A 20,246-nucleotide genomic window follows, 5' to 3' on the forward strand; every position below is an offset into this window, starting at 1 on the left:
TCCTCAACGCAGCAGCAACGATGGATCGGAGCGGACCACACTGCGTACCGCCATGATGCTCGACAGCATGGCCATCACCGCGACCAGCGCCACGCAGCCGATGATGACCATCGGCGTCAGCTGCACCGGCACGCGCTGGGACTGTGCGATCAACAGCACGACGGTACTGAACGCCGCCGCCAGCAACATGCCCACGCCACCGATCAGCAATGCCTGCTCGAATACCACCCGTGCCAGCGCGTAGCGACCTGCGCCGAGCGCGTTGAGCGTGGCGTACTCGCGCACCGAGCCAGCCACCACCGAGGCGAACGACTGGTTGGTGATCACCGCGCCGACGAAGCAGACGATGACGGCCATGAACAGCACCGCGATGCCGGCGCCGGTGTCGAACAACCAGTACTGCTGCGAACGGCTGGCGAACGCCGGCGCGGTCCAGAACTCGACCGGCGTGGCTTGGCCCATCGACGCAGCGAGGCGGTCGCGCACGCGGTCGGCCAGGTCCGGCGAGCGCAGGCCCGCCACGAAATAGGTACTACCCTCGTGCGGATCGGTACCGGCAATGGCACGCGCGGTATCCAGCGAGGCCAGCACGTTGACGCCACCGAGGCCACGCAGGCCGGGTTGCGCGGCGACCACGCGCACCGCCTTGCCATTGATCCATGCACGGTTGCTCTGCAGGTCCACGCCCAGCGTATCCAGGTCGGCGCTGTCGACGATCACCGCCCCCGGCTCGCGCAGTTGCGCGCGCAGGTCGGCAGGCAGGATGCGCGCGAACATCATTGCGTCATCGCCGGTGGAGATGCCGGACAGGTATACCGACACGTTGCCGGTACCCTGCGCGCCCGAGCGCCATTCGCCATCGACCCACTCGTAGGGTTCGACGCGGGTGACATCCGGGTCCATGCGCAGGTGGCTTTCGACGTCGGCGCTGATCGCATGGCCGTAATTGACGCTCTGGGTGCCGGGGAAACCCGCCCAGATGTCGGCCGAGGACGCTTTCACGTAGATCGCAGCGGTACCGAAGATGCCCAGCACCAGTGCCGCCTGCACGATCAACAGCACACCGGCGAAGCACATCGCCAGCACCACCGGCAGGAACCGGCGCCACTCATAGGCCAGGGTCTTGCGGGCCAGCGCGATCATTGCGATTCGCCCTCACCCTCGACAGGCAACGGAGCACCACCGAGGGCGCGGTAGAGCGACGCAAAGGCCAGCACGCGCGCACCCTGTGCACCGATCAGGTCGGCCTGCGCGGCGAGTGCCGCACGCTGCCCGTCAAGCCCGTCGAATTCGCTGGACAGCCCCAACTGCACCTGCCGCGCCTGCCGCTTGACCTGTTGCCCGGCGGCATCATCGGCCGCGCGCAGCGACTGGATGCTGCTGTCCTGGCGCGCCAGGCTGCCGAGCGCGCCTTCCACTTCGCTCACGCCTTCCAGCACCGCCTTGCGGTAACCCAGCAAGGCGGCATCCAGCTGCTTTTCATCGGCATGGAAGCGTGCGCGGCGCTGGCCCCAGTCCCACAGCGGAATATCGATGTACGGGCCGATCGACGGGCTCGAATCGGAATTGGAGCGGGCGTTCTGGGTGAGGTTGTAGGCGTACAGGATGGAGCCACCGAGGCTGACACGCGGATACATCGCGGCGCGTGCCGAACCCTTGCTGGCAGCAGCCTGCATCACCTCCGATTCGGCCAGCAGGATCTGCGGCCGATGGCGCAGCAGATCGGCCGGGACCTGCTGCAGCGAGAACGCACCCAGCGTCGGCGGCGTGCGATAGGCACGCCAGGCCGGGTCCGGGCCATCGCGTCCCAGCAGCAAAGCCAACGCACGGGCAGCGTTGTCCGCGTTTTCCCGTGCCTGTGCCGTGGCCGCGCGGGTGGCGGCCTGGCGTGCACGCAGGCGATCAAGTTCGCCGGGCTCATCAAGGCGCAGGCGCTGGCGTACCAGGGCCAACTGTTCGCCGCGATCGTCCACCGCCTGCTGGCGGGCCAACAGGTCCTGCTGGGCCTGCGCCACGGTCAGATCCAGATAGCTGCGCACCACGTCGGCGATCACCGCGACCTGCGCGGCACCACGCAGCGCCTCGGCATTGCCGGCCGACGCCTGTGCACTCAACTGCGCGCTCTCGGCGGCGCCGAACAGGCCCAGGTCCCAGATCGCTTCGATACCCGCGTGGAAGTAGGTGTCGACCGCAGCGGCATCCTGCACCTGCTTGGCGCTGGCCGTGATTTCCGGCAGGAAGCGCGAATCGGACGTGCCGGCGACAATCCGCACGGCCTGCAGGCGCAGCGTGGCCTGCTGCAGGTCGAGGTTGCCGGCGATGGCCTGATCGACCAGTCCATCCAGCGCTGGGTCGGACAACACTTTCCACCACTGTTTGGCGTCCACCGCCACGCCCTGGCCCTGCGGCACCTGGGTCCAGGTGCTGGGCGTGCGATCAGGCAGATCCGGAACCGGCACCGACATGCAGCCCGCCAATGCGAGACTTGCGAGCAGCGCGCCGGGTCGCAGCACTGCCTGCAGGGAGAGTCCGCGCCCCGTCCTGGGCACTGCCACTGAAGTGATACGCCTGACCACCAGCCCGCCAACGTGTAGAAGGAGCATGAAGGCTACCGTGCGATTGTGGAGCGAACATGGAGAAATGGTCCGAAAAAGGTCACAGCACGCGTGCGGTTCAGGCAACGCCGGCGCAGGCCTTTCGCCAGCCTTTCAGCGCCTGCAGCAGGCGGAACACTGGTGCGGATTCCAGGTCATTGCGTCTGTTGCAGCCCCTCGTGCCAGGTGCTTCCGATCGTCCCCACGATCGCTGCGCCCCCCGTCATGCCGATTGCGACACCAATGTCGGAATCGCCCCCAGCTGCAGACTTACCACGCCCACCATGAAAATGTCGTGGCCCGCCTGTAGCGACCCGCCTGGCCAACGTCATGACAAACGAAAAACGCCCCCTTGCGGGAGCGTTTTTCTTGAATCTGGAGCGGGAAACGAGACTCGAACTCGCGACCTCAACCTTGGCAAGGTTGCGCTCTACCAACTGAGCTATTCCCGCAGATTCCGTTCGACCTGCGTCGAAGGAGCGCTATTGTGTCGATATTGCTGCACGGCGTCAACAGGAATTTTCACCGGCATTGCGGGAGGCGTTCAGGCCCTCAGGACCGACACCTCAGGTTCGCAGGCCACGGCGGTGGAAGTAGACCTGCTCGGCGATGCGCCGCGTGGCCCCCGTGTGCAGCAGTGCGTTGAGCGGCCAGTCGGCCTGCAGATGGTCCATCGCCCAGCGCAGCAGGCGCTTGCCATGGAATGCCGGCGCCACCTGCCGCGCCACCCGTTCCGCTTCCGGCCCTTGCCCACGCAGATGGCGGGAAATCGCCTCGCCGACCGCCCAGCCGTGCCGCCACGAGGAGTGGATGCCGCCGGCGGACAGCGGCGAGACGATGCCTGCCGCGTCGCCGGTCAGGATCACGCGTTGGCCGGTGAAGGGCCCATCCGGCCGGCCGCACGGGACCAAGCCGGCGCGGGTGGCCGAGGGACGCGCCGAAGGCGGAATGCCGACCACATTGCGCACGTGGTCGAGGAAGCCATCGATATCCGGCGGCCGTACCTGTTGCGGGTCATGACGCAGCGCCAATCCCACCTGCAGCCCGGTCGGATTCTGCGCGACCCAGCCGATGTAGCCCGGTGCGTAGCGCTTGCTGACGAAGCAATGCAGTGCATCGCCCTGCGACACCTGCAGGCCGGCGAACTCACGCTCGACGCCGTAGAGGTTGTCACGCACCTGGCCAAGCCCGGTGCGTTGTGCCACGCGTGAGCGTGCGCCGTCAGCGCCAACCAGATAGGCGCATCGCCCTGCCCCATCCACCTGCCAGCCGTCACCACTGCGATGGGCGTCGGTAAAGGACTGCTGCAGGCGCAGGTCGACGCCGTTCGCATGCAGCTCGCTGGCCAGCCAGCGCATCAGGTTCGGCGTATCGGTGGTGAGGAAGTAATAGCCCGGTGCGGCCAGCAACACGCTGCGAAGGTTCGGCGCATACAGGCGCACGTTTGCGACCCGGTCCACCAGATGTTCGGGCATGCGCCCCAACCAGGTCTCCTCCATCGCTTCTTTCACCACGATACCGGTGGTGTGCAGGCGCTCGCCGGGGTCGACCTTGCGTTCCAGCACGCAGACGCGCAGACCGTACTGCGCGGCGGCCAAGGCGCAGGCGGCACCGGCGAAACTGGCGCCGACGATGACCACATCGTGGTCGTAAGCAGAGGATTGATGAGGCATCGCGGCATCGCCGGGCTGGAACGGAGATACAGCTTCGCGAGCACGCGTGGTGAGGCGATGGGGTGGCGGTGAAGCAGGGATGAAGTGCCCTGCACACAAACGAAAAAACGCTCCCTTCCGGGAGCGTTCTTCTTGAATCTGGAGCGGGAAACGAGACTCGAACTCGCGACCTCAACCTTGGCAAGGTTGCGCTCTACCAACTGAGCTATTCCCGCTTGGGAGGCGAAATTCTACCTGTTCCAAGGATGGCGTCAAGCGGTTTTTTCGGGGCCTGCGAGGCGCCTTGCACCGCGTATCCATGCATGGCGTGGATCTACCACAGCGTCTCCGCAAACTGATGGATCCGCACCATCCGTGGACGCAGCATTTCCAGTAGGTCCACGCCATGCGGGGATAGGCGCATCGATGGGGTCAGAGCCCTTTCCTTCGGAAAGGGATCCGACCCCGGGCGACCCCGGGGCTCAGACCCCGGGCTCAGTTGCCCAGCTTCTTCTGCCGCGCACGCTCGCGCGCAGCGCGCTCATCGTCGCGCAGGCTCGGCCAGGCGGCGTGCAGGTACTGCAGGCCCGACCACAGGGTCAGCACGGCGGCAATGGCCAGGGTCCAGTCGCCGATATGGAACACCGGCCAGCCCATCCAGATGTCTTCCACCGGCACGTTCGGGGCCACCGAATACAGCAGGCACAACAGCGCGACCATCTGCGCGGTGGTCTTGACCTTGCCGATCATCGCCACGCGCACCTTCGCGCGCTGGCCCAGCTCGGCCATCCATTCGCGCAGCGCCGACACCGCGATCTCGCGGCCGACGATGACCGCCGCCCAGAACGCCATCCACGGCGTCGGATGACCCTGCACGATCAGGAACAGCGCCACCGCCACCATCAGCTTGTCCGCGACCGGGTCGAGGAAGGCGCCAAAGGCCGACTCCAGCTGGTAACGGCGTGCGATCCAGCCATCGAGCCAGTCGGTGATCGCGGCCAGGCCGAAGATCGCCGCCGAAGCGAAGTTGGTCCAGGTGTAGGGCAGGTAGAACACCAGCACCAGCACCGGGATCATCACGATCCGCAACAACGTCAGCCAGGTGGGCAGGGTCAACTTCATGCTTGCGTGCTTCTCTCTCTACTCGGCCGCATCAGGCGTGGCCAACCCGTGCAGGTTAGCGTAGATACGTGCCGCGAGGGCGTCATTGATGCCTTCCACCTTGGCGATTTCCGCTTCGCCAGCGGCTTTCAGGCCCACCAGGCCGCCGAAATGCTTGAGCAGGCTGGCGCGGCGGCGCGGCCCGATGCCGGGGATATCCTCCAGTTTGCTGGTCATCCGCGCCTTCTGGCGGCGCCCCCTGTGGCCGGTGATGGCGAAGCGATGCGCCTCGTCGCGCACCTGCTGGATGAATTGCAGCGCCGGGCTGGCCGCGCCCGGGCGCAGCTCGCGGCCATCGGGCATCACCAGCGCTTCGTGGCCGGCACGGCGCTCCACGCCCTTGGCCACGCCCACCAGCAGCACGCCTTCCACGCCCAGATCGGCCAGTGCGGCCTGGGCCTGCGACAGCTGGCCGGCGCCACCGTCGATCAGCAGCACGTCCGGCAGCACGCCCTGCTCTTCCACTGCGCGGCGGAAACGGCGGTCGATGGCCTGGCGCATGGCGGCGTAGTCGTCGCCCGGCTCGATGCCGCTGATGTTGAAGCGGCGGTACTGCGCGCGCACCGGGCCGGCGGCGTCGAACACCACGCACGAGGCTACGGTGGCCTCGCCCAGGGTGTGGCTGATATCAAAACACTCGACACGCTTGACCGGCTCGGCCAGGCCCAGCATCTCGCGCAGCGCATCGCTGCGCGCGTGCTGCGCATTGCGGCTGTTGAGTTCGGTGGCCAGGGTCAGCTGCGCGTTGCGGCTGGCCAGTTCCACATAGCCGGCGCGCTCGCCGCGCACGTTCCACTTCAGCTGCACCTTGCGCTCGGCCGAGGCCGACAGCGCGGCGACCAGCAGGTCGGCGTCGGGAATCTCGCGGTCCAGCAGGATCTCGCGCGGCGGCTCGAATTCGATGTAGTACTGCGAGACGAAGGCGGCAAGCACCTCTTCCGGGCTTTCCTCGCCATTGGTGCGCGGGAAGAACGGGCGGGTACCGAGGTTGCGGCCATCACGGAAGGCCAGCAGCAGCACGCAGGCCTGCGAGCCCTGCATGGCCACGGCCAGCACATCGAGGTCCGCGGCGCGGCCATCCACGTACTGGCGGGTCTGCATGCTGCGCAGCGAGGAGATCAGGTCGCGCAGGCGCGCGGCCTGCTCGAACTCCAGCGCCTCGCTGGCGGCCTGCATCTGCTCGCCCAGTTCGCGGGTCAGCTCGTCACTCTTGCCTTCCAGGAACAGGGCGGCGCGGCGCACCGACTCGGCGTACTCCGGCGCCGGGACCAGCTCCACGCACGGCGCGCTGCAACGCCCGATCTGGTATTGCAGGCACGGCCGCGAGCGGTTGCGGAACACGCTGTCCTCGCAGCTGCGCAGCTTGAACAGCTTGTGCATCAGGTTCAGCGTCTCGCGCACGGCGGTGACGCCGGGATACGGTCCGAAGTAGCGCCCAGGAATGGCACGCGGACCACGATGCAGCGCGATGCGTGGCCAGTCCTCGCGGGTCAGCAGCACATGCGGATAGGTCTTGTCATCGCGCAGTGAGACGTTGTAGCGCGGCGACAGCGACTTGATCAACTGGTTTTCCAGCAGCAACGCCTCGGCTTCCGAGCGCGTCACGGTCACGTCCATGCGCGTGATCTGCGAGATCATCGACATGATCCGCGCGTTCTTCGGGCTGCCGTTGAAATAGCTGCCGACACGGTTGCGCAGCGCGCGCGCCTTGCCCACGTACAGCAGGGTGTCGTCGGCGGCGTACATGCGGTACACGCCAGGGGCGGTGCTGAGCTGGGCCGCGAAGGCCTTGCCGTCGAAGGCCGGGGCGGGAACGTCGGTCATTCGCTGATCGGGACTTCGCTGAGCACGCCGCTGTCGGGGTCGAATCGCAGCACGGCATGGGCGTCAGTCTCGGCGATCCACACCGCACCGGCGCCCACCGCCAATCCGGCCGGGCCATGCAGGCGGCGCGGCAGCGGCTGGGTGGTCAGTTCACCGCCGCCAAGGCGCAGCGTGCGCAGGCGACCGTTGCCGGTATCGGCAATCCACAGCAGCGGAGCGTCCGCGCTCAATGCGATCGCCTGCGGATACTGCAGGCTGGCCTGCGCACGCGGGCCGTCTTCGCTGCCGAAGCGCCAGGGCCCCTGCCCGACCAGCGTCTGCACCAGGTCGCCGCGCAGTTGCAGTGCACGGATCGAGGATCCCAAGGCGTCGGCGACGTACAACACCTGCTGCACCACGGCCAGCGCAGTCGGTTGGGCAAAGGCAGCCAGGTGGCCGCTGCCGTCACGCTCGTCGATGGAACCACTGCCGGCGCGCCATTGCAGGCTGCGCTGGCCCAGGTGGTAGCTCCAGATGCGGTTGTCGCCGGCCATCGCGATGTGCAGCTGGTTGTCGGCGATGGCCAGGCCGACAGGATGGTCCAGCGAGACCTGCCGCGCCTGCGCCACCGGACCTTCCATCGGCGCACCGGGACGTCCGTTGCCACACAGCGTGTCGACGATGCCGGTCAGCAGGTTGATGCGGCGCACCGCATGGTTGCCGGTGTCGGCGACGTACAGCGAATCGCGCTCCAGCACCAGCGCCTGCGGGCGGTGGAACGCCGCTTCGGCCAGGTTGCCGTCCATGAAATCGGCGGTACCGAGGCCGAACTGGCGCAGGATGCGGCCGCCATGGCTGCATTCGAGAATGCGGTGATGGCCACTGTCGGCGATGTACAGGCGTTCGGTGCTGACCGCCAGGCCCAGCGGGAACCGCAGCGCCTGGCGTGGTTCCGGATGCAGTTCGCTGCCGCCGCGCGGCGGCGCCGAAGGCGCGCCCTGGCACAGCGTGTTCAGGGCGCGCTCCAGTTCACCGGGTGCTCCCTGCCCGACCAGCCGCTGCTGCTCGCGACCCTGCGCGTCCAGCAGCACCACGGTCGGCCAGGCGGTAACGCCGAAGCGGCGCCAGCCATCCCAATCGGCATCGAGCAGTACGGGCATGGCCAGACCCTGGCGGCGCAGCAGCTTCAGTGCGGCACTGGCGTCGCGCTCGAAATCGAAGCGCGGCACCTGCAGCACCAGCGGCTGCAGCTTGCCGGGGTGGCGCGACAGCCATTGCCCGAACTCGGCCAGGCGTTGCGCACTCCAGGCGGAGGCCGCATTGACGAACAGCAGCGCGACCGGCCGGCCGCGCAGTTCGGTCAGGGTGCAAGGGGTGGCATTGAGCCAGGTGGCGAACTCGGGCAGGTCCGGGACGGGCTGGACGTTCATGACCCGATTATGCCGGAGTCGGCGTCATGCAACAGTCGTGCCACCGCACGTTTTGCAGCATCGTCGACCAGCGACCAGACCTGTTCGAAATGATCGCTGCCGCCGGTGTAGGGGTCGGGGATGGCTACCCGCCCCTGAACGCCCGACCAGGGCAGGTACAACGCCAGCCGTTCACGCTGGGCCGCCGACGCCAGGCGCCCGGCATCACGCAGGTTGGCCTCGTCGGCACACAGGATCCAGTCGAAACGGTCGAAATCCACGGCCTGCAGCTGGCGTGCGCGCAGGCCGCCGATGTCCACGCCGTGCCCGGCCGCGCAGGCGATCGCGCGGCGGTCCGGCGGCTCGCCCACATGCCAGTCGCCGGTGCCAGCCGAATCAACCTGCACCCGCCCGGCCAGCGGCGAGGCAACCAGGCGTGCGCGCAGCGCGCCTTCGGCCATCGGCGAACGGCAGATGTTGCCGAGGCAGACGACCAGCAGCCTCATCGCGGCGCCATCGCCTGCAGCAGCCCCTCGGCGCGCTCCAGGTCCTCGGGCGTGTCGATGCCCGGCGGGAACGGCTCGGGCGAGATCGCCACGCTGATCGGATAGCCCGCTTCCAGCACGCGCAGCTGCTCCAGCGATTCGACCTGCTCCAGCTGGCCCGGCGGCATCGCCGCGAACTGCTGCAGGAAGCCGGCGCGATAGCCGTAGATGCCGATGTGGCGCAACCAGTGGTGGCCGTCCGGCAGCGTGTCGCGGCTGCGTGCGAAGCCGTCGCGGTGCCAGGCGATCGGCGCGCGGCTGAAGTACATCGCCTCGTTGCGCACGTTGCGCACCAGCTTCACCACGTTCGGGTCGAACAGGGTGTGCGCGTCCTCGACGGTCGTGGCGAGAGTCGACATCGTCGCAGTGCCTGCGACCAGCGCATCGGCCACCGCACGGATACCGGCCGCCGGTGCGAACGGTTCGTCGCCCTGCAGGTTGACCACCACCGTGTCATCGGCCCAGCCGGCAATGCGTGCGCATTCGGCCAGGCGATCAGTGCCGGAGGCGTGCGTGGTCGCGGTCATCGCCACCTTCACTTCGGCCAGCCCGGACAGCGCATCGGCAATGCGCTGATCGTCGGTCGCTACCCAGACTTCACGGGCACCGGCCTGCAGCGCGCGGCGCGCCACATGCAGCACCAGCGGCTCGCCGCCCAGCGGGCGCAACGGCTTGCCCGGCAGCCGCGAGGCGGCATAGCGGGCCGGAATGGCGACGACGAATTCAGTCATGCAGGCGGTACTCGGCAGGCTCGTTACAACGGGAATGCGGGCAGCAGCGCGTGAATGCAAGCGCCGCCGCGCCACTCAGTTCGGCCGCAGCTTGTCCAGGCGATCGGTCAGCGCCACCCAGAACGCCGCGGGCAGCTCGGCGCGCAACGGAACCGCGTAGTGCCAGTCGTTGCCGAACGCACGGCATTTCACCGCGTCCTTCTCGGTCATCAATACCGGCAGCTGGCTGCCGAAGGACAGGTCCTGCGGCTGGTAGGCCTGGTGGTCGGCGAACGCATGCGGCACCACACCGATCCCACGCGCGCGCAACATGTCGAAGAAGCGCTGGGGATGGGCAATGCCGGCCACCGCATGCACGCGCTGGCCCTTGAAGTACGCCAGCGGGCGAGCGCGGCCACCGGCCAGCGGCTGTGCACTGTCGATGTGCAGCGCCATCGGCCACTGGCCGAAGCCACAGGCCTGCGCTGCGGTTTCCTCATCGGCCTGGCCGAGGTTGACCACCCGGAAATCGCATTCGCTGGCGCGGCTGACCGGCTCGCGCAACGGCCCGGCCGGAATCATCCGGCCATTGCCATAGCGACGCTGCGCATCGACCACTTCGATCTCGATGTCGCGCGCCAGGCGGTAGTGCTGCAGGCCATCGTCGCAGACGATCACATCGCAGCCGGCCTCGACCAGCGCCTTGCCGGCGGCGACACGGTCGCGGTCCACGCGCACCGGCACACCGGTTTTCCAGGCGATCAGCACCGGCTCGTCACCGCCCTTGGCAGTTGGCGTGTCGGCCTGCACCCACAGCGGCTTGTCGGCGTCTTCGCGACCATAACCACGGCTGGCCACGCCCGGCTTCCAGCCGGCCGCGCGCAGGCGCTCGACCAGGGCAATGGTCAGCGGCGTCTTGCCGGTACCACCGGCGGTGATGTTGCCGACCACGATGACCGGCACCGGCAGCGAGTGGCGCTTGCGCCAGCCACGCCGATAGGCGCGCCGACGCAGCGCGGTGACACCTGCGTACAGCGGCGCCAGCAGGCGCATCGTCCACGGAACGGGGCTGCCGTCGTACCAGTACGCCGGGGTCTGGGTACCCTTGCCGGCCATCAGTCCTGCCTTTCGCGGAACTGCATGCTGTGCAGATGCTGGTAAAGGCCGCCCAGTTCGAGCAGCTCCTTGTGGGTGCCACGTTCAACGATGCGGCCATGGTCCATCACCAGCACCTGGTCGGCATGCTCGATGGTCGACAGGCGGTGCGCGATGACCAGCGTGGTGCGTTCCGGCATCAGGCGCTGCAGCGCATCCTGCACCAGGCGCTCGGATTCGTTGTCCAGCGCCGCAGTGGCTTCGTCGAGGATCAGGATCGGCGCGTCGCGCAGGATCGCGCGGGCAATCGCCAGGCGCTGGCGCTGGCCACCGGACAGCAGCGCGCCATTCTCGCCGACCGGGGTCTGCAGCTGCTGCGGCATGCGTGCGATGAATTCCCAGGCATTGGCCGCTTCGGCCGCCGCACGGATCTGCTCATCGGTCGCCTCCATGCCGTAGGCGATGTTGGCGGCGATGGTGTCATCGAACAGCATCACCTTCTGCCCGACGATCGCCACCTGCCGGCGCAGGTCGGCCAGCGGATAGTCATCCAGGGCCACGCCATCGAGGGTGATGACGCCGCCACTGGGCTCGTAGAAGCGCGGAACCAGCCGGATCAGGCTGGTCTTGCCGCTGCCGGAACGGCCGACGATGGCCGTCACCGTGCCCGGCCTGGCAACGAAACTGATGTCGTCCAGGGCAATGCCGCTATCTTCGCGGTAGCGCAGCATGACGTGGTCGAACGCCAGTTCGCCGCGCACGCGCTGCACGCGGTGCTGGCCCTCATCACGCTCCACCGGCATGTCGAGGATGCCGAACAGGCGCTCGGCGGCGGAGACGCCGCGCGAAATAGAGGTCTGTACGCTGGTCAGTCGGCGCAGCGAGGGAATGATGGCCATCATCGAGGTCATCAGGCCCATGAACTGGCCGGCATTGAGGCGGCCGGCCAGGGCTTCGCGGGTCGACACCCAGACGATCACCGCCAGCGCCAGTGCGGCCAGGAACTGCACCACGCTGGACGCGGCGGCGCGGGTGACCTCGACCTTCATGTTCAGCGCCAGCATGCGGTTGGCCAGGCGCGAGTAGCGCGAGATCTCATGCTGCTGGGTGCCGTGCACCTTCACTTCCTGCTGCGCGGCCAGCGACTGCTCGGCAGTCTGCGCCATCGTGCCCATGCCGTCCTGGATGCCGCGGCTGATGCGACGGTAGCGCTTGCCCACGTAGGACACGATGCCGCCGATCAGCGGCACCACCAGCAGCATCGCCAGGGTCACCTTGACGCTCATCTGCAGCATCACTGCCAGCATCGCGATGATGGTGAGGGTATCGGCGACCACGGTCTTCAGCGCGTCGGCACTGGCCTGGGTGACCTGTTCCGTATCGAAGTTGAGGCGGCTGACCATTACCGGCGTCGCTTCGGTATCGAAGTGCGACGACGGCAGGTGCAGGTACTTCTGCAGCACCTGCTCACGCAGGTCGCGGACCACGCTGCGGCCGGTCTTGGCCAGCGTGTAGTCGCTGACCCAGGTGGCCAGGCTGCGCATCAGGAACAGGCCGAGGATGGTCAGCGGCAGCACCACGGCCGCGCGCGGCTGCGGATCGACGAAACCTTCGTTGACCAGCGGCTCCATCAGCTTGGTGAAGTGGTAGCCGGCGAGGGCTTCGACCACCATGGCGATGACCGCGCCGACCATGAACACCCAGTAGGTGCGGGTGTAGCCCAGCAGACGTTTGTAGATCGGCCACACCGGCGCGTGATGGGAACTCATGGACGCACCTCTGGCGCAGTTGCAATGGCGATACGACGGAAACCGAGCTGACCGAGCGCGTCCTGCGCAGTCACCACGGCCTGGTAGGGAGTACGCGCGTCGGCGCGCAGCAGCACGGGCTGGCTGCGATCACTGCCGGCGACGGCGGCGATGGTCTGCTTGACGGACTCGACATCGCTGCGCAGCACTTCCTGGTCATTGATGAAATAACGGCCTTCGGCGTTGATCAGCACGCTGAGCGAACGCGGCGGCTCGTTGTTGGGCTGCTGGCTGGCGGTGGGCAGCTGCACCTGCAACGTCGAGCGCGCATCGAAGGTGGTGGTGACCACGAAGAAGATGATCAGCACCAGGATGACGTCGATCAGCGGGACCAGATCGATATGCGGCTCATCCTGGGATCGGTCATTGCCGATACGCATCGATCAGGCCTTCGCCGCAGCGGCGTTGGCCGGGCGCGCCGACGGGGACGGGTTCATCACCCCCGGGCGGCCGTCGAGCGTATCCAGCAGGGCGCTGGCCTCCTGTTCCATCTCCACCACGTAGCCGTGGATGCGGCCCTTGAAGTAGCGATGGAACATCAGTGCCGGGATGGCCACGATCATGCCGGTGGCGGTGCACACCAGGGCCTTGCCGATGCCACCGGCCAGCTGGTTCACATCACCCACGCCATGGTCGAGGATGCCCAGGAACATCTGGATCATGCCGATCACGGTGCCGAGCAGGCCCAGCAGCGGGCCGGCCGAAGCGATGGTGCCCAGCGCGTTGAGGAACCGCTCCATGCGGTGCACCAGGTGACGGCCGGTATCCTCGATGCGCTCGCGGATCTGGTCGCGCGGGCGGTTGCGGGCTTCCAGCGCGGCCGCCAGCAGCGCGCCCAACGGCGAGTTGGCACGCAGGGTCTGCAGGTGCGCGGGGTCAAGCTTGCCGCGCGCGGCCCAGTTGCGCACTTCCTGGCCGAGACCGGGCGGCAGCACCTCCGTTCGCCGCAGGGACCAGAAACGCTCCAGGATGATCGCCAAAGCCAGTACGCCCAACAGCAGCAGCGGCACCATCGGCCAGCCACCGGCCTTGACCAGTTCCCACACGTTTCAACCCTCCGGCCCAACGGCCGCTTGTTCGATCGGCGATAGGATAGCAGCCGACCGCGCCCGCCCAGCGGCATCCCACCACCGGGATGCATGGATGCGCTGTTCACGCAGCTGCAGCCCTTGTGCGCCAAGCCATACGCGGATCGCCCCGGACTCCGCAGTGGACACCACCTCGGCGCCCTGCGCCTGCCAGCGCCGGACCACGTCCTTGCGCGGGTGGCCGAAACGGTTCTGGTGGCCGGCCGAGACCAGTGCCAGCCGGGCTGACACCGCCGCCACCCAGGGCGCGCTGGAACTGCCGCCGCTGCCATGGTGCGGCACCAGCACCACATCCGCCTTCAGCGCCGCCGCAGACGCCCGCAACAGCGCCTGTTCGGCCGGACGGCCGATGTCCCCCGGCAACAGGACCACGCCATGGGCACCGGCCACGCGCAGCACGCAGCTGTCTTCGTTTTCGGCCCGCTGGCTGCCGGCATCCGGGTGCAGCACCTGGAAATCGACGCCATCCCAGTGCCAGCGCAGGCCGCGCTGGCAACGGCCGGCCCCGGCGATCGTACTTCCCGGCGGCGCCAGCAATGGCAGCCCCGGCAGCTGAAGACGCAGGCTCGGCAGGTTGCCGGCATGATCGAGATCGTCGTGGCTGAGCAGCACCCGCTCGGGCGGCGCCTGGCCCAGGGCCCGCAGTGACGGAACCAGGATCCGCTCGCTGCCCTCGCCCCCGTTCGGCGGCCCCACGTCATACCAGAGGGCATGCCGCGCAGTACGCAGCAACACCGCCGTGCCCTGGCCGACGTCATGCACCAGCAGCTCCAGCTCTCCCTCGGCCGGGCGCTCACGCGCCGGCCACAGCAGCGGCAGGCACAGCAGCAGGCCAGCCAGCCAGCCCCCGGCCCCCCGTGGCAGCAGCCACCAGAACACCCCCAGCAGCGCCGCCGGCACCGCCCAGGCCGGCGCCTCGGCCAGCCACCACATCGCCTGCGGGTGCGCCGCCAGTGGCTGCAGGGCCTGCCAGCTGATCTCGAACAGCCACGCCGCCGCGCGCCACGCCCAGCGCCCAGCGCCGTCGTGCAGCGCCTGCAGGGCGGTGCCCAGCAGCGACAGGGGCACCACCAGCAATGTCCACCACGGGATGACCGGCAGGTTCACCAGCGGCCCCAGCCAGGCGGTGCCACCGAACAAGGCGATGCCCAGCGGCAACAGGCCGACGCTGGCCACCCCTTGTGCGGCCAGGAACCCGCGCAGGTTGGCGGCCACCCCGCGCGGACGTCCCTGCGGCAAGCACCACACCAGCCACAGTACGCCGCCGAAGCTGAGCCAGAAGCCCGCTGACAGCACCGACAGGGGCGCCGGCAGCAGCAGCGCCAGCGCCGCCAGCGCAAGCCCCTGCACGAGACCGAGCGGGCGCCGCCCGCTGCGCGCCAGGGCCACCAGCCCGATCATCAGTGCCGTGCGCACGGTCGGCAACTCACCACCGGCCAGCACCGCATAGCCCGCTGCGGACAGCGCCGCGGCGCAGGCCGCCGCCTGTGGACGTGGCCAATGCCGGGCCAGCAGGGGGCACAGCCACCACAGCCCTCGGCACAGCAACGCCCCCAGCCCCGCCACCACCCCGACATGAAATCCGGAAATGGCCACCAGATGGGTCAGCCCCAGCGCCCGCAGCTGATCCCAATCGGTGTCGGACAGGCCACGCGTGTCGCCCAGGGCGAGCGCCTGCACGAAACGGGCGGCCGGATGGGCCACTTGCAGCGCGATGGCGGCGCTGGTGCGCTCACGCCATGCCGGCAGGCCATGTCCGGCCTGCAGCTCACGCGCGCTGGCCGGCGCCCTCACCGTTCCAGTGCCGGCTACGCCACGCAGCAGCGCATGACGCTCACTGTCAAAACCCCCGGGATTGATCCGCGAGCGAGGGGCCCGCACACGCAGCGCCAGCTGCCACTGCGCACCGGCCAGGACCTGCCTGCGCCGCCCCTCGGCAGCGGCGCTGGACCTGCCTTGCCAGCCGTCGTTCCAGGTGACCTGGAGGCGCTTGCCGCGCAGCGATGGCAGTTCGCGGCTCTCGCTGACCTGCAGCACTAAGCGGGTGTGCGCGGCCCGATGATCCGGCAGATCGATGACCCGGCCACTGACCACTACATCCCGAGCCGGTTGGCCCGGTGGCAGCTGGTCCTGCATTGCCCAGTGCGCGTGCATCGACGTCCATCCGGCACCGAGCAGCATGACCGCCGGCAGGCGCCCCCGCCATCGCAGGCCCCACCCGGCCATGCCAAGCACGATCATCACCGTGCAGACCCACAGCGGCGGCAGCTGCGACAGCTGCACGCAGCCCAACGCCCCCAGTGTCAGCGCCCCAGCGGTGCCACTGCCCAGCAAGGGAGACGGGGAGCGCTCGATGGCCATGAGGCCAGCCTGCCGCTGCCGGCGGCAGGTTGCCTATCGGGACTTGCCCCGCAAACGCGTCAGCGCCGCGCGCTGCCGCGATGGAAATTGACCCGGAAGCTTGCGCCGCCGCCCGCGGCCTCACCGACACTGACCGAGCCGCCATGGTGCTGCACGATCTCCTTCACCAGGTGCAGGCCAAGGCCACTGCCGCTGCCCGCCGCGCGCAGGCGATGGAACGGCTCGAAGATCGCCTCGCGGTCGCCTACTGGAATGCCCGCGCCCTGGTCGCTGACTTCCAGCAACCCGCGCGTGTCCAACCGCACACAGATGGTGCCACGGCCACCACCATGCACGATCGCGTTGTGTACCAGATTGGCAATCACCCGCCCCAGCGCCAGGCTGTCACCGTGGATCCACACCGGCGCTTCCGGCGCGTCCACTTCGAATCCATAGCCGGCGCCCACCACCAACGGCGCCAGGTCCGCGGCTGCCTCACGCACCAGCAGGGCCAGGTCCAGCCGCTGCAATGCGCCGACATTGCGGTCAAGCCGCTGCAGATCAAGCAGGTGCTCGGCAACATTGCCCAGCCGCGCCACGTCGGTCAGCAACTGCGATTTCAGCTCGCCCTGCGGCAGCTGCGACAGGCGCGCCTGCACCACGGCGATCGGCACGCGCAGCTCGTGCGCTGCGTCGGCAAGGAACTTGTCGCGCGCGGCGTAGCCCTGCTGCACCTTGTCGATGGCATCGTTGAACGCTTCCACCAGCGGCGCCACTTCCGTGGAGACCAGCCGCGCATCCAGCCGCGCACCGGGCTGGCCGATGTCCAGTTCCTTGGCCTGCTGCGCGGAACGGCGCACACCGCGCATGGCACGGTGGATCACGGTCGGCATCACCAGCAGGGTGACCACGATCAGTGGCAGGAAGAACCACAGGCCGATCAGGCGCAGCACCATCAGCGCACCGTCCAGCAGCCCGCCCTTGGGTGCTCCACCGACCATCACGGTGATGCGGCGCCCATCCTCGTTGCGGATCATCACCCGCGCCACGTCCAGGTAGGGCGGTACCAGCGAACCCAGCTCGGTGGCACCCACGGTCGGCAGCCGCGCGAGCATCGGCGCGTGGATCGCGGGGATGGTGCCGCGCTCGAGCCACATGCCCTTGTCATCCACCGCGGCGAACCAGAGATTTCCCCCGGCGTTGGCATCGAGCTTGTCCCAGCGCGCCTGGTCCAGCACCAGGCGGCCGTCTTCGCTGTGCACCGCCTTGGCCACCGCCTCGGCAACGAACATGTCCATGCCCCAGGAGTCCTTGTCACCCCAGGTCAGGATCAGCGCGACCACCGCGAACAGTACGGTGAAGGCCTGCGCCAGGAACAGGCGCCAGGCCAGGCCAAGGGTGATCGAACGGATCGGACGGGCCATCTCAGGCCTCCGCCAGCAGGTAGCCGACGCCCCGTATCACGTGGATCTCGACGCCGGCACCGGCCTGCTGCAGTGCCTTGCGCAGCTTGGAGATGTGCGCGTCGAGCGCATTGGACTGGATCTCATCGTCGAAACCGTACACCGCAGCCTCCAACGCACTGCGGGTGACCGTGCGCCCCTGCCGCATCGCCAATGCCTGCAGCACCAGTACCTGCCGACGTGGCAGCGCCAGAGGCTGGCCCTCCACCTGCGCCTGCAGCGATTCGAAATCGAACTCGAGCCGCCCCAGCCGCAGGCTCGGTGTCACCATCGCCGAAGGCCTGCGCGATACCGCGCGGATGCGCGCCATCAGTTCCTCGATCGCCACCGGCTTGACCAGATAGTCATCGGCACCGACGTCCAGGCCTTCGACCTTGTCCGACAGCGTGCCCTTGGCGGTCAGCATGATCACCGCCAGGTTCGGCCGCAGCGCACGCGCCGTCGCGACGAATCCGGCGCCATCGCCATCGGGCAGCTGGCGATCGAGCAGCAGCAGCTGGTGCACCGGTTCGCGCAACGCGAGCGCGGCCTCGGCCAGGCTGCCGACCACGTCGGCGACCACGCCCTGCCGCTCTAGGCCCGATTGCAGGGCGCGGGAAAGATCAGGATCGTCTTCGACCAGGAGGATGCGCATCAGGAACTCGTCTGCCGGAAACGCTGCCGATCATAGTGCCTGGCGCCAGGGTTTTGCGCCCATGCGTGCCGATCACGCGGGCGCAATGTTCTGACAATGTTGCCCCCTCACCATGCGCAGCCATCCTCCGCAACGTGGCTGATCGATGCCGTCGCTGTCCCCGACCCTGCTGCGCCCGCTGCTGTTCACCGCTGCCCTCGGCGTGCCGTTGCTCGCCCACGCTGCCGAGCAGAACCCGGGCGTACAGGCCGGCATCAGCGCTGGCGCGACCTCCGGTGCGTACGCGCACTACGACGTCAAACCGCTGGTGGTACCGGCCATTGCCTGGCAGGGCGAGCGCTTCTTCGCCAGCCCCGGCTCGCTGGGCATGTACCTCTACAAGGGCCAGGGACTGCGCCTGTCGGCGGCGGTCACGCCCTACACGCTGCGCTTCAAGACCGACGACGTGAACGATGCTCAGCTGCGCCGCCTGCACAGCCGGCAGATGTCGGCCATGGCCGGCATCAACGGCGAGTACAGTGCCGACTGGGGCATGGTCGAGGCCAGCGTGATGCGCGAAGTGACCGGCCATGGCGGCGGTTTCGAGTCGCGCCTGCATTACAGCTACCCGATCCAGGCGGGTCGCTTCACCTGGGTGCCGCGGGCGGGCGTGGTGCACTCCAGTGCACGGCTGCTCGACTACTACTACGGCATCAGCGATGAAGAAGCCCTGCGCTCGGGCCTTGCCGCCTACCGCCCCGGCAGCACCACGTCACCGAGCCTGCAGATCGCGGTCAGCACGCCACTGGGCACCAAATGGCGCGCCACCGGCGTGGTGGCCAACCAGTGGTTCGGTGATGCAGTGAAGGACAGCCCGATGGCACGACGTGGCACGCAGACGTCGGCCTTCGTTTCCCTGATGCGCTCGTTCTGAGCGAGCGCCCCCTACGGACAAGGACCCCCATGGCCTCCGTCTCCTCCGCCACCGAAGCCCACGCGATCCTGCGCGCGCCCGACCTGGACAGCGCCGAGCGCGTCTATCTGGGACTGATGCCCGACCTTGAACATGTGAATGCACTGGCACGCCGTGCAGTGGGCCTGTCACGCGTTGCCGACGCGGCACGCGGCTATGCGTTGTCGATGACCCTGGTTGGACTGCGCCTGCAGGAACTGGAGATGGGCGAGCCGACGGCCAGGGAGCACCGCCAGGCAACCCTGCGCAGCCTGCGCCAGGCCTTCAGCGCCTGACGGCACATGCACGGACACTGCCACCGCACCCTTGCCGCGGCACCCGTATTCACTGCATCAGCAGCCAAGCCCACGCGGTAGCGTCGCTCAGCGCAGCGTGGTCCAGGCCAGCAGCGCGCACAGGATCGCCACCCAGATCACTGCCTTGAACGTGCCTTCCAGCATGTTGCCGCCGAACAGGCGTTCCAGGAATGGATTGGGCCTGGACACCGGGACGTGATCGCTCATGCGGCAGCTCGTTGAAGTGACGGCGCGGTTGCGCGGTAGCGCCGAGTCTACGCCTGCGCGCCCCGGATTCATCGCCGCCTGCCTGCCTTTGGCGGCGCAATCCCCGCCTTCGTCGCAGGCCGGCTGCGGCGCCCGGCCGGCCATGCCAGCCTGCACGCACTTTCCCGCTGGAGCACCGTGCCATGCCGATGCTTGCCCTGGTCCTGCTGTTCTCCAGCCTGTTCGGCGACGGCAGCGGGCCCACCGAGGATGCCCTGCGCAGCCAGATCCTGCGCACCGAAGGACCGCAGGACACGCATGAAGCGCTGCCCCTGCAGCTCTATCACCTGCGCCAGGACCGCGTGCTGCGCCTGGGCAGCCAGCAACTGGCAGGCGACCATGGCGGCAGCCCGCATGCTGCGCTGGCCCGGGCAGGTGTAGCGCAGCTGTGGGAACGCGTCGATGGCCACTGGCGGATCCAGCGTTCGATCACCATCACCCACTGATTTC

The 20,246-nt window shown here is 68.5% G+C and carries 19 protein-coding genes and 2 tRNA genes; 3 read left to right on the forward strand and 18 right to left on the reverse strand.

The annotated features are described in order from the left end of the window. Positions 1-3 precede the first annotated feature (3 nt). From J3A72_RS16975 to J3A72_RS17055, 17 genes are all read right to left on the reverse strand, one after another. Positions 4-1,143 (reverse strand): ABC transporter permease, encoded by a 1,140-nt coding sequence (locus J3A72_RS16975; RefSeq protein ID WP_032959316.1) that lies wholly within the window; start codon positions 1,141-1,143, stop codon positions 4-6. Next, entirely contained in the window at positions 1,140-2,603 is a 1,464-nt protein-coding gene (locus tag J3A72_RS16980) for an efflux transporter outer membrane subunit (protein ID WP_032959318.1), read from the reverse strand. The genes J3A72_RS16975 and J3A72_RS16980 overlap by 4 nt, the downstream gene beginning before the upstream one ends. 367 nt (positions 2,604-2,970) lie before the next feature. Then, positions 2,971-3,046 (reverse strand) — tRNA-Gly (locus J3A72_RS16985). Positions 3,047-3,160: 114 nt separating this feature from the next. Beyond that, positions 3,161-4,267 carry an NAD(P)/FAD-dependent oxidoreductase gene (locus tag J3A72_RS16990; protein ID WP_075075706.1) on the reverse strand — a complete coding sequence of 369 codons (1,107 nt, stop codon included), beginning with the start codon at positions 4,265-4,267 and terminating at the stop codon, positions 3,161-3,163. A gap of 139 nt (positions 4,268-4,406) precedes the next feature. Further along, a tRNA-Gly gene (locus tag J3A72_RS16995) sits at positions 4,407-4,482 on the reverse strand. A 259-nt stretch (positions 4,483-4,741) separates the two neighbouring features. Further along, positions 4,742-5,368 carry a CDP-diacylglycerol--glycerol-3-phosphate 3-phosphatidyltransferase gene (gene pgsA, locus J3A72_RS17000; protein ID WP_012510614.1) on the reverse strand — a complete coding sequence of 209 codons (627 nt, stop codon included), beginning with the start codon at positions 5,366-5,368 and terminating at the stop codon, positions 4,742-4,744. Positions 5,369-5,386: 18 nt separating this feature from the next. Beyond that, the gene (gene uvrC / locus J3A72_RS17005; protein WP_014646611.1) at positions 5,387-7,231 is read right to left on the reverse strand and encodes an excinuclease ABC subunit UvrC; all 1,845 of its coding nucleotides are present in this window, start codon (positions 7,229-7,231) and stop codon (positions 5,387-5,389) included. Beyond that, positions 7,228-8,640, reverse strand: coding sequence for a hypothetical protein (locus tag J3A72_RS17010; protein WP_014646610.1), 1,413 nt, complete (start codon positions 8,638-8,640; stop codon positions 7,228-7,230). The genes uvrC and J3A72_RS17010 overlap by 4 nt, the downstream gene beginning before the upstream one ends. Next, a complete protein-coding gene (locus tag J3A72_RS17015; protein WP_075075699.1) occupies positions 8,637-9,125 on the reverse strand; it encodes a low molecular weight protein-tyrosine-phosphatase in 489 nt (162 codons plus the stop codon). Before J3A72_RS17015 ends, J3A72_RS17010 begins: the two co-directional genes overlap by 4 nt. Further along, the gene (kdsB, locus tag J3A72_RS17020) at positions 9,122-9,895 is read right to left on the reverse strand and encodes a 3-deoxy-manno-octulosonate cytidylyltransferase (RefSeq protein WP_014646608.1); all 774 of its coding nucleotides are present in this window, start codon (positions 9,893-9,895) and stop codon (positions 9,122-9,124) included. The genes J3A72_RS17015 and kdsB overlap by 4 nt, the downstream gene beginning before the upstream one ends. Before the next feature lie 75 nt (positions 9,896-9,970). Beyond that, positions 9,971-10,990 carry a tetraacyldisaccharide 4'-kinase gene (lpxK, locus tag J3A72_RS17025; RefSeq protein WP_049406353.1) on the reverse strand — a complete coding sequence of 340 codons (1,020 nt, stop codon included), beginning with the start codon at positions 10,988-10,990 and terminating at the stop codon, positions 9,971-9,973. After that, complete coding sequence (msbA, locus tag J3A72_RS17030; protein ID WP_014646606.1) at positions 10,990-12,738, reverse strand: lipid A export permease/ATP-binding protein MsbA; 1,749 nt, start codon at positions 12,736-12,738, stop codon at positions 10,990-10,992. The genes lpxK and msbA overlap by 1 nt, the downstream gene beginning before the upstream one ends. After that, on the reverse strand, positions 12,735-13,157 hold the full coding sequence (locus tag J3A72_RS17035; protein WP_014036620.1) for a biopolymer transporter ExbD: 423 nt from the start codon (positions 13,155-13,157) through the stop codon (positions 12,735-12,737). The genes msbA and J3A72_RS17035 overlap by 4 nt, the downstream gene beginning before the upstream one ends. Positions 13,158-13,160: 3 nt before the next feature. Continuing rightward, positions 13,161-13,823, reverse strand: coding sequence for a MotA/TolQ/ExbB proton channel family protein (locus J3A72_RS17040; RefSeq protein WP_014646605.1), 663 nt, complete (start codon positions 13,821-13,823; stop codon positions 13,161-13,163). A 3-nt stretch (positions 13,824-13,826) separates the two neighbouring features. Next, on the reverse strand, positions 13,827-16,226 hold the full coding sequence (locus J3A72_RS17045; protein WP_075075698.1) for a DNA internalization-related competence protein ComEC/Rec2: 2,400 nt from the start codon (positions 16,224-16,226) through the stop codon (positions 13,827-13,829). 59 nt (positions 16,227-16,285) lie between these two features. Then, positions 16,286-17,629, reverse strand: a complete 1,344-nt coding sequence (locus J3A72_RS17050) for a HAMP domain-containing sensor histidine kinase (protein ID WP_014646603.1) — start codon at positions 17,627-17,629, stop codon at positions 16,286-16,288. A 1-nt stretch (position 17,630) separates the two neighbouring features. Continuing rightward, on the reverse strand, positions 17,631-18,302 hold the full coding sequence (locus J3A72_RS17055; RefSeq protein ID WP_005415973.1) for a response regulator transcription factor: 672 nt from the start codon (positions 18,300-18,302) through the stop codon (positions 17,631-17,633). Positions 18,303-18,447: 145 nt separating this feature from the next. Between J3A72_RS17055 and J3A72_RS17060 the strand changes: the two genes are divergently transcribed. Together J3A72_RS17060 and J3A72_RS17065 are read left to right on the forward strand one after the other, a co-directional pair. Continuing rightward, positions 18,448-19,215: a MipA/OmpV family protein gene (locus tag J3A72_RS17060; RefSeq protein WP_032960877.1), complete on the forward strand. Its 768-nt coding sequence runs from the start codon at positions 18,448-18,450 to the stop codon at positions 19,213-19,215. A gap of 29 nt (positions 19,216-19,244) precedes the next feature. Then, entirely contained in the window at positions 19,245-19,529 is a 285-nt protein-coding gene (locus tag J3A72_RS17065; RefSeq protein ID WP_014646601.1) for a hypothetical protein, read from the forward strand. Between the two features lie 87 nt (positions 19,530-19,616). On the opposite strand, the gene J3A72_RS17070 is transcribed toward J3A72_RS17065, so the two are convergent. Next, on the reverse strand, positions 19,617-19,757 hold the full coding sequence (locus J3A72_RS17070; RefSeq protein WP_162838510.1) for a hypothetical protein: 141 nt from the start codon (positions 19,755-19,757) through the stop codon (positions 19,617-19,619). Between the two features lie 182 nt (positions 19,758-19,939). Here J3A72_RS17070 and J3A72_RS17075 point away from each other — a divergent pair, with 182 nt between their 5' ends. After that, positions 19,940-20,242, forward strand: a complete 303-nt coding sequence (locus J3A72_RS17075; RefSeq protein ID WP_046429817.1) for a hypothetical protein — start codon at positions 19,940-19,942, stop codon at positions 20,240-20,242. The last annotated feature ends 4 nt before the right edge of the window (positions 20,243-20,246 follow it).

It is taken from the genome of Stenotrophomonas sp. PvP093 (genome assembly GCF_017876915.1).
In the GTDB taxonomy this organism is placed as follows: domain Bacteria; phylum Pseudomonadota; class Gammaproteobacteria; order Xanthomonadales; family Xanthomonadaceae; genus Stenotrophomonas; species Stenotrophomonas muris.

Bases quoted from the DNA above. Each gene is read 5' to 3' on its own strand.
- J3A72_RS16975 (WP_032959316.1), bottom strand. From the start codon at position 1,143: ATGATCGCGCTGGCCCGCAAGACCCTGGCCTATGAGTGGCGCCGGTTC.
- J3A72_RS16980 (WP_032959318.1), bottom strand. From the start codon at position 2,603: ATGCTCCTTCTACACGTTGGCGGGCTGGTGGTCAGGCGTATCACTTCA.
- J3A72_RS16990 (WP_075075706.1), bottom strand. From the start codon at position 4,267: ATGCCTCATCAATCCTCTGCTTACGACCACGATGTGGTCATCGTCGGC.
- pgsA (WP_012510614.1), bottom strand. From the start codon at position 5,368: ATGAAGTTGACCCTGCCCACCTGGCTGACGTTGTTGCGGATCGTGATG.
- uvrC (WP_014646611.1), bottom strand. From the start codon at position 7,231: ATGACCGACGTTCCCGCCCCGGCCTTCGACGGCAAGGCCTTCGCGGCC.
- J3A72_RS17010 (WP_014646610.1), bottom strand. From the start codon at position 8,640: ATGAACGTCCAGCCCGTCCCGGACCTGCCCGAGTTCGCCACCTGGCTC.
- J3A72_RS17015 (WP_075075699.1), bottom strand. From the start codon at position 9,125: ATGAGGCTGCTGGTCGTCTGCCTCGGCAACATCTGCCGTTCGCCGATG.
- kdsB (WP_014646608.1), bottom strand. From the start codon at position 9,895: ATGACTGAATTCGTCGTCGCCATTCCGGCCCGCTATGCCGCCTCGCGG.
- lpxK (WP_049406353.1), bottom strand. From the start codon at position 10,990: ATGGCCGGCAAGGGTACCCAGACCCCGGCGTACTGGTACGACGGCAGC.
- msbA (WP_014646606.1), bottom strand. From the start codon at position 12,738: ATGAGTTCCCATCACGCGCCGGTGTGGCCGATCTACAAACGTCTGCTG.
- J3A72_RS17035 (WP_014036620.1), bottom strand. From the start codon at position 13,157: ATGCGTATCGGCAATGACCGATCCCAGGATGAGCCGCATATCGATCTG.
- J3A72_RS17045 (WP_075075698.1), bottom strand. From the start codon at position 16,226: ATGGCCATCGAGCGCTCCCCGTCTCCCTTGCTGGGCAGTGGCACCGCT.
- J3A72_RS17050 (WP_014646603.1), bottom strand. From the start codon at position 17,629: ATGGCCCGTCCGATCCGTTCGATCACCCTTGGCCTGGCCTGGCGCCTG.
- J3A72_RS17055 (WP_005415973.1), bottom strand. From the start codon at position 18,302: ATGCGCATCCTCCTGGTCGAAGACGATCCTGATCTTTCCCGCGCCCTG.
- J3A72_RS17060 (WP_032960877.1), top strand. From the start codon at position 18,448: ATGCCGTCGCTGTCCCCGACCCTGCTGCGCCCGCTGCTGTTCACCGCT.
- J3A72_RS17065 (WP_014646601.1), top strand. From the start codon at position 19,245: ATGGCCTCCGTCTCCTCCGCCACCGAAGCCCACGCGATCCTGCGCGCG.
- J3A72_RS17070 (WP_162838510.1), bottom strand. From the start codon at position 19,757: ATGAGCGATCACGTCCCGGTGTCCAGGCCCAATCCATTCCTGGAACGC.
- J3A72_RS17075 (WP_046429817.1), top strand. From the start codon at position 19,940: ATGCCGATGCTTGCCCTGGTCCTGCTGTTCTCCAGCCTGTTCGGCGAC.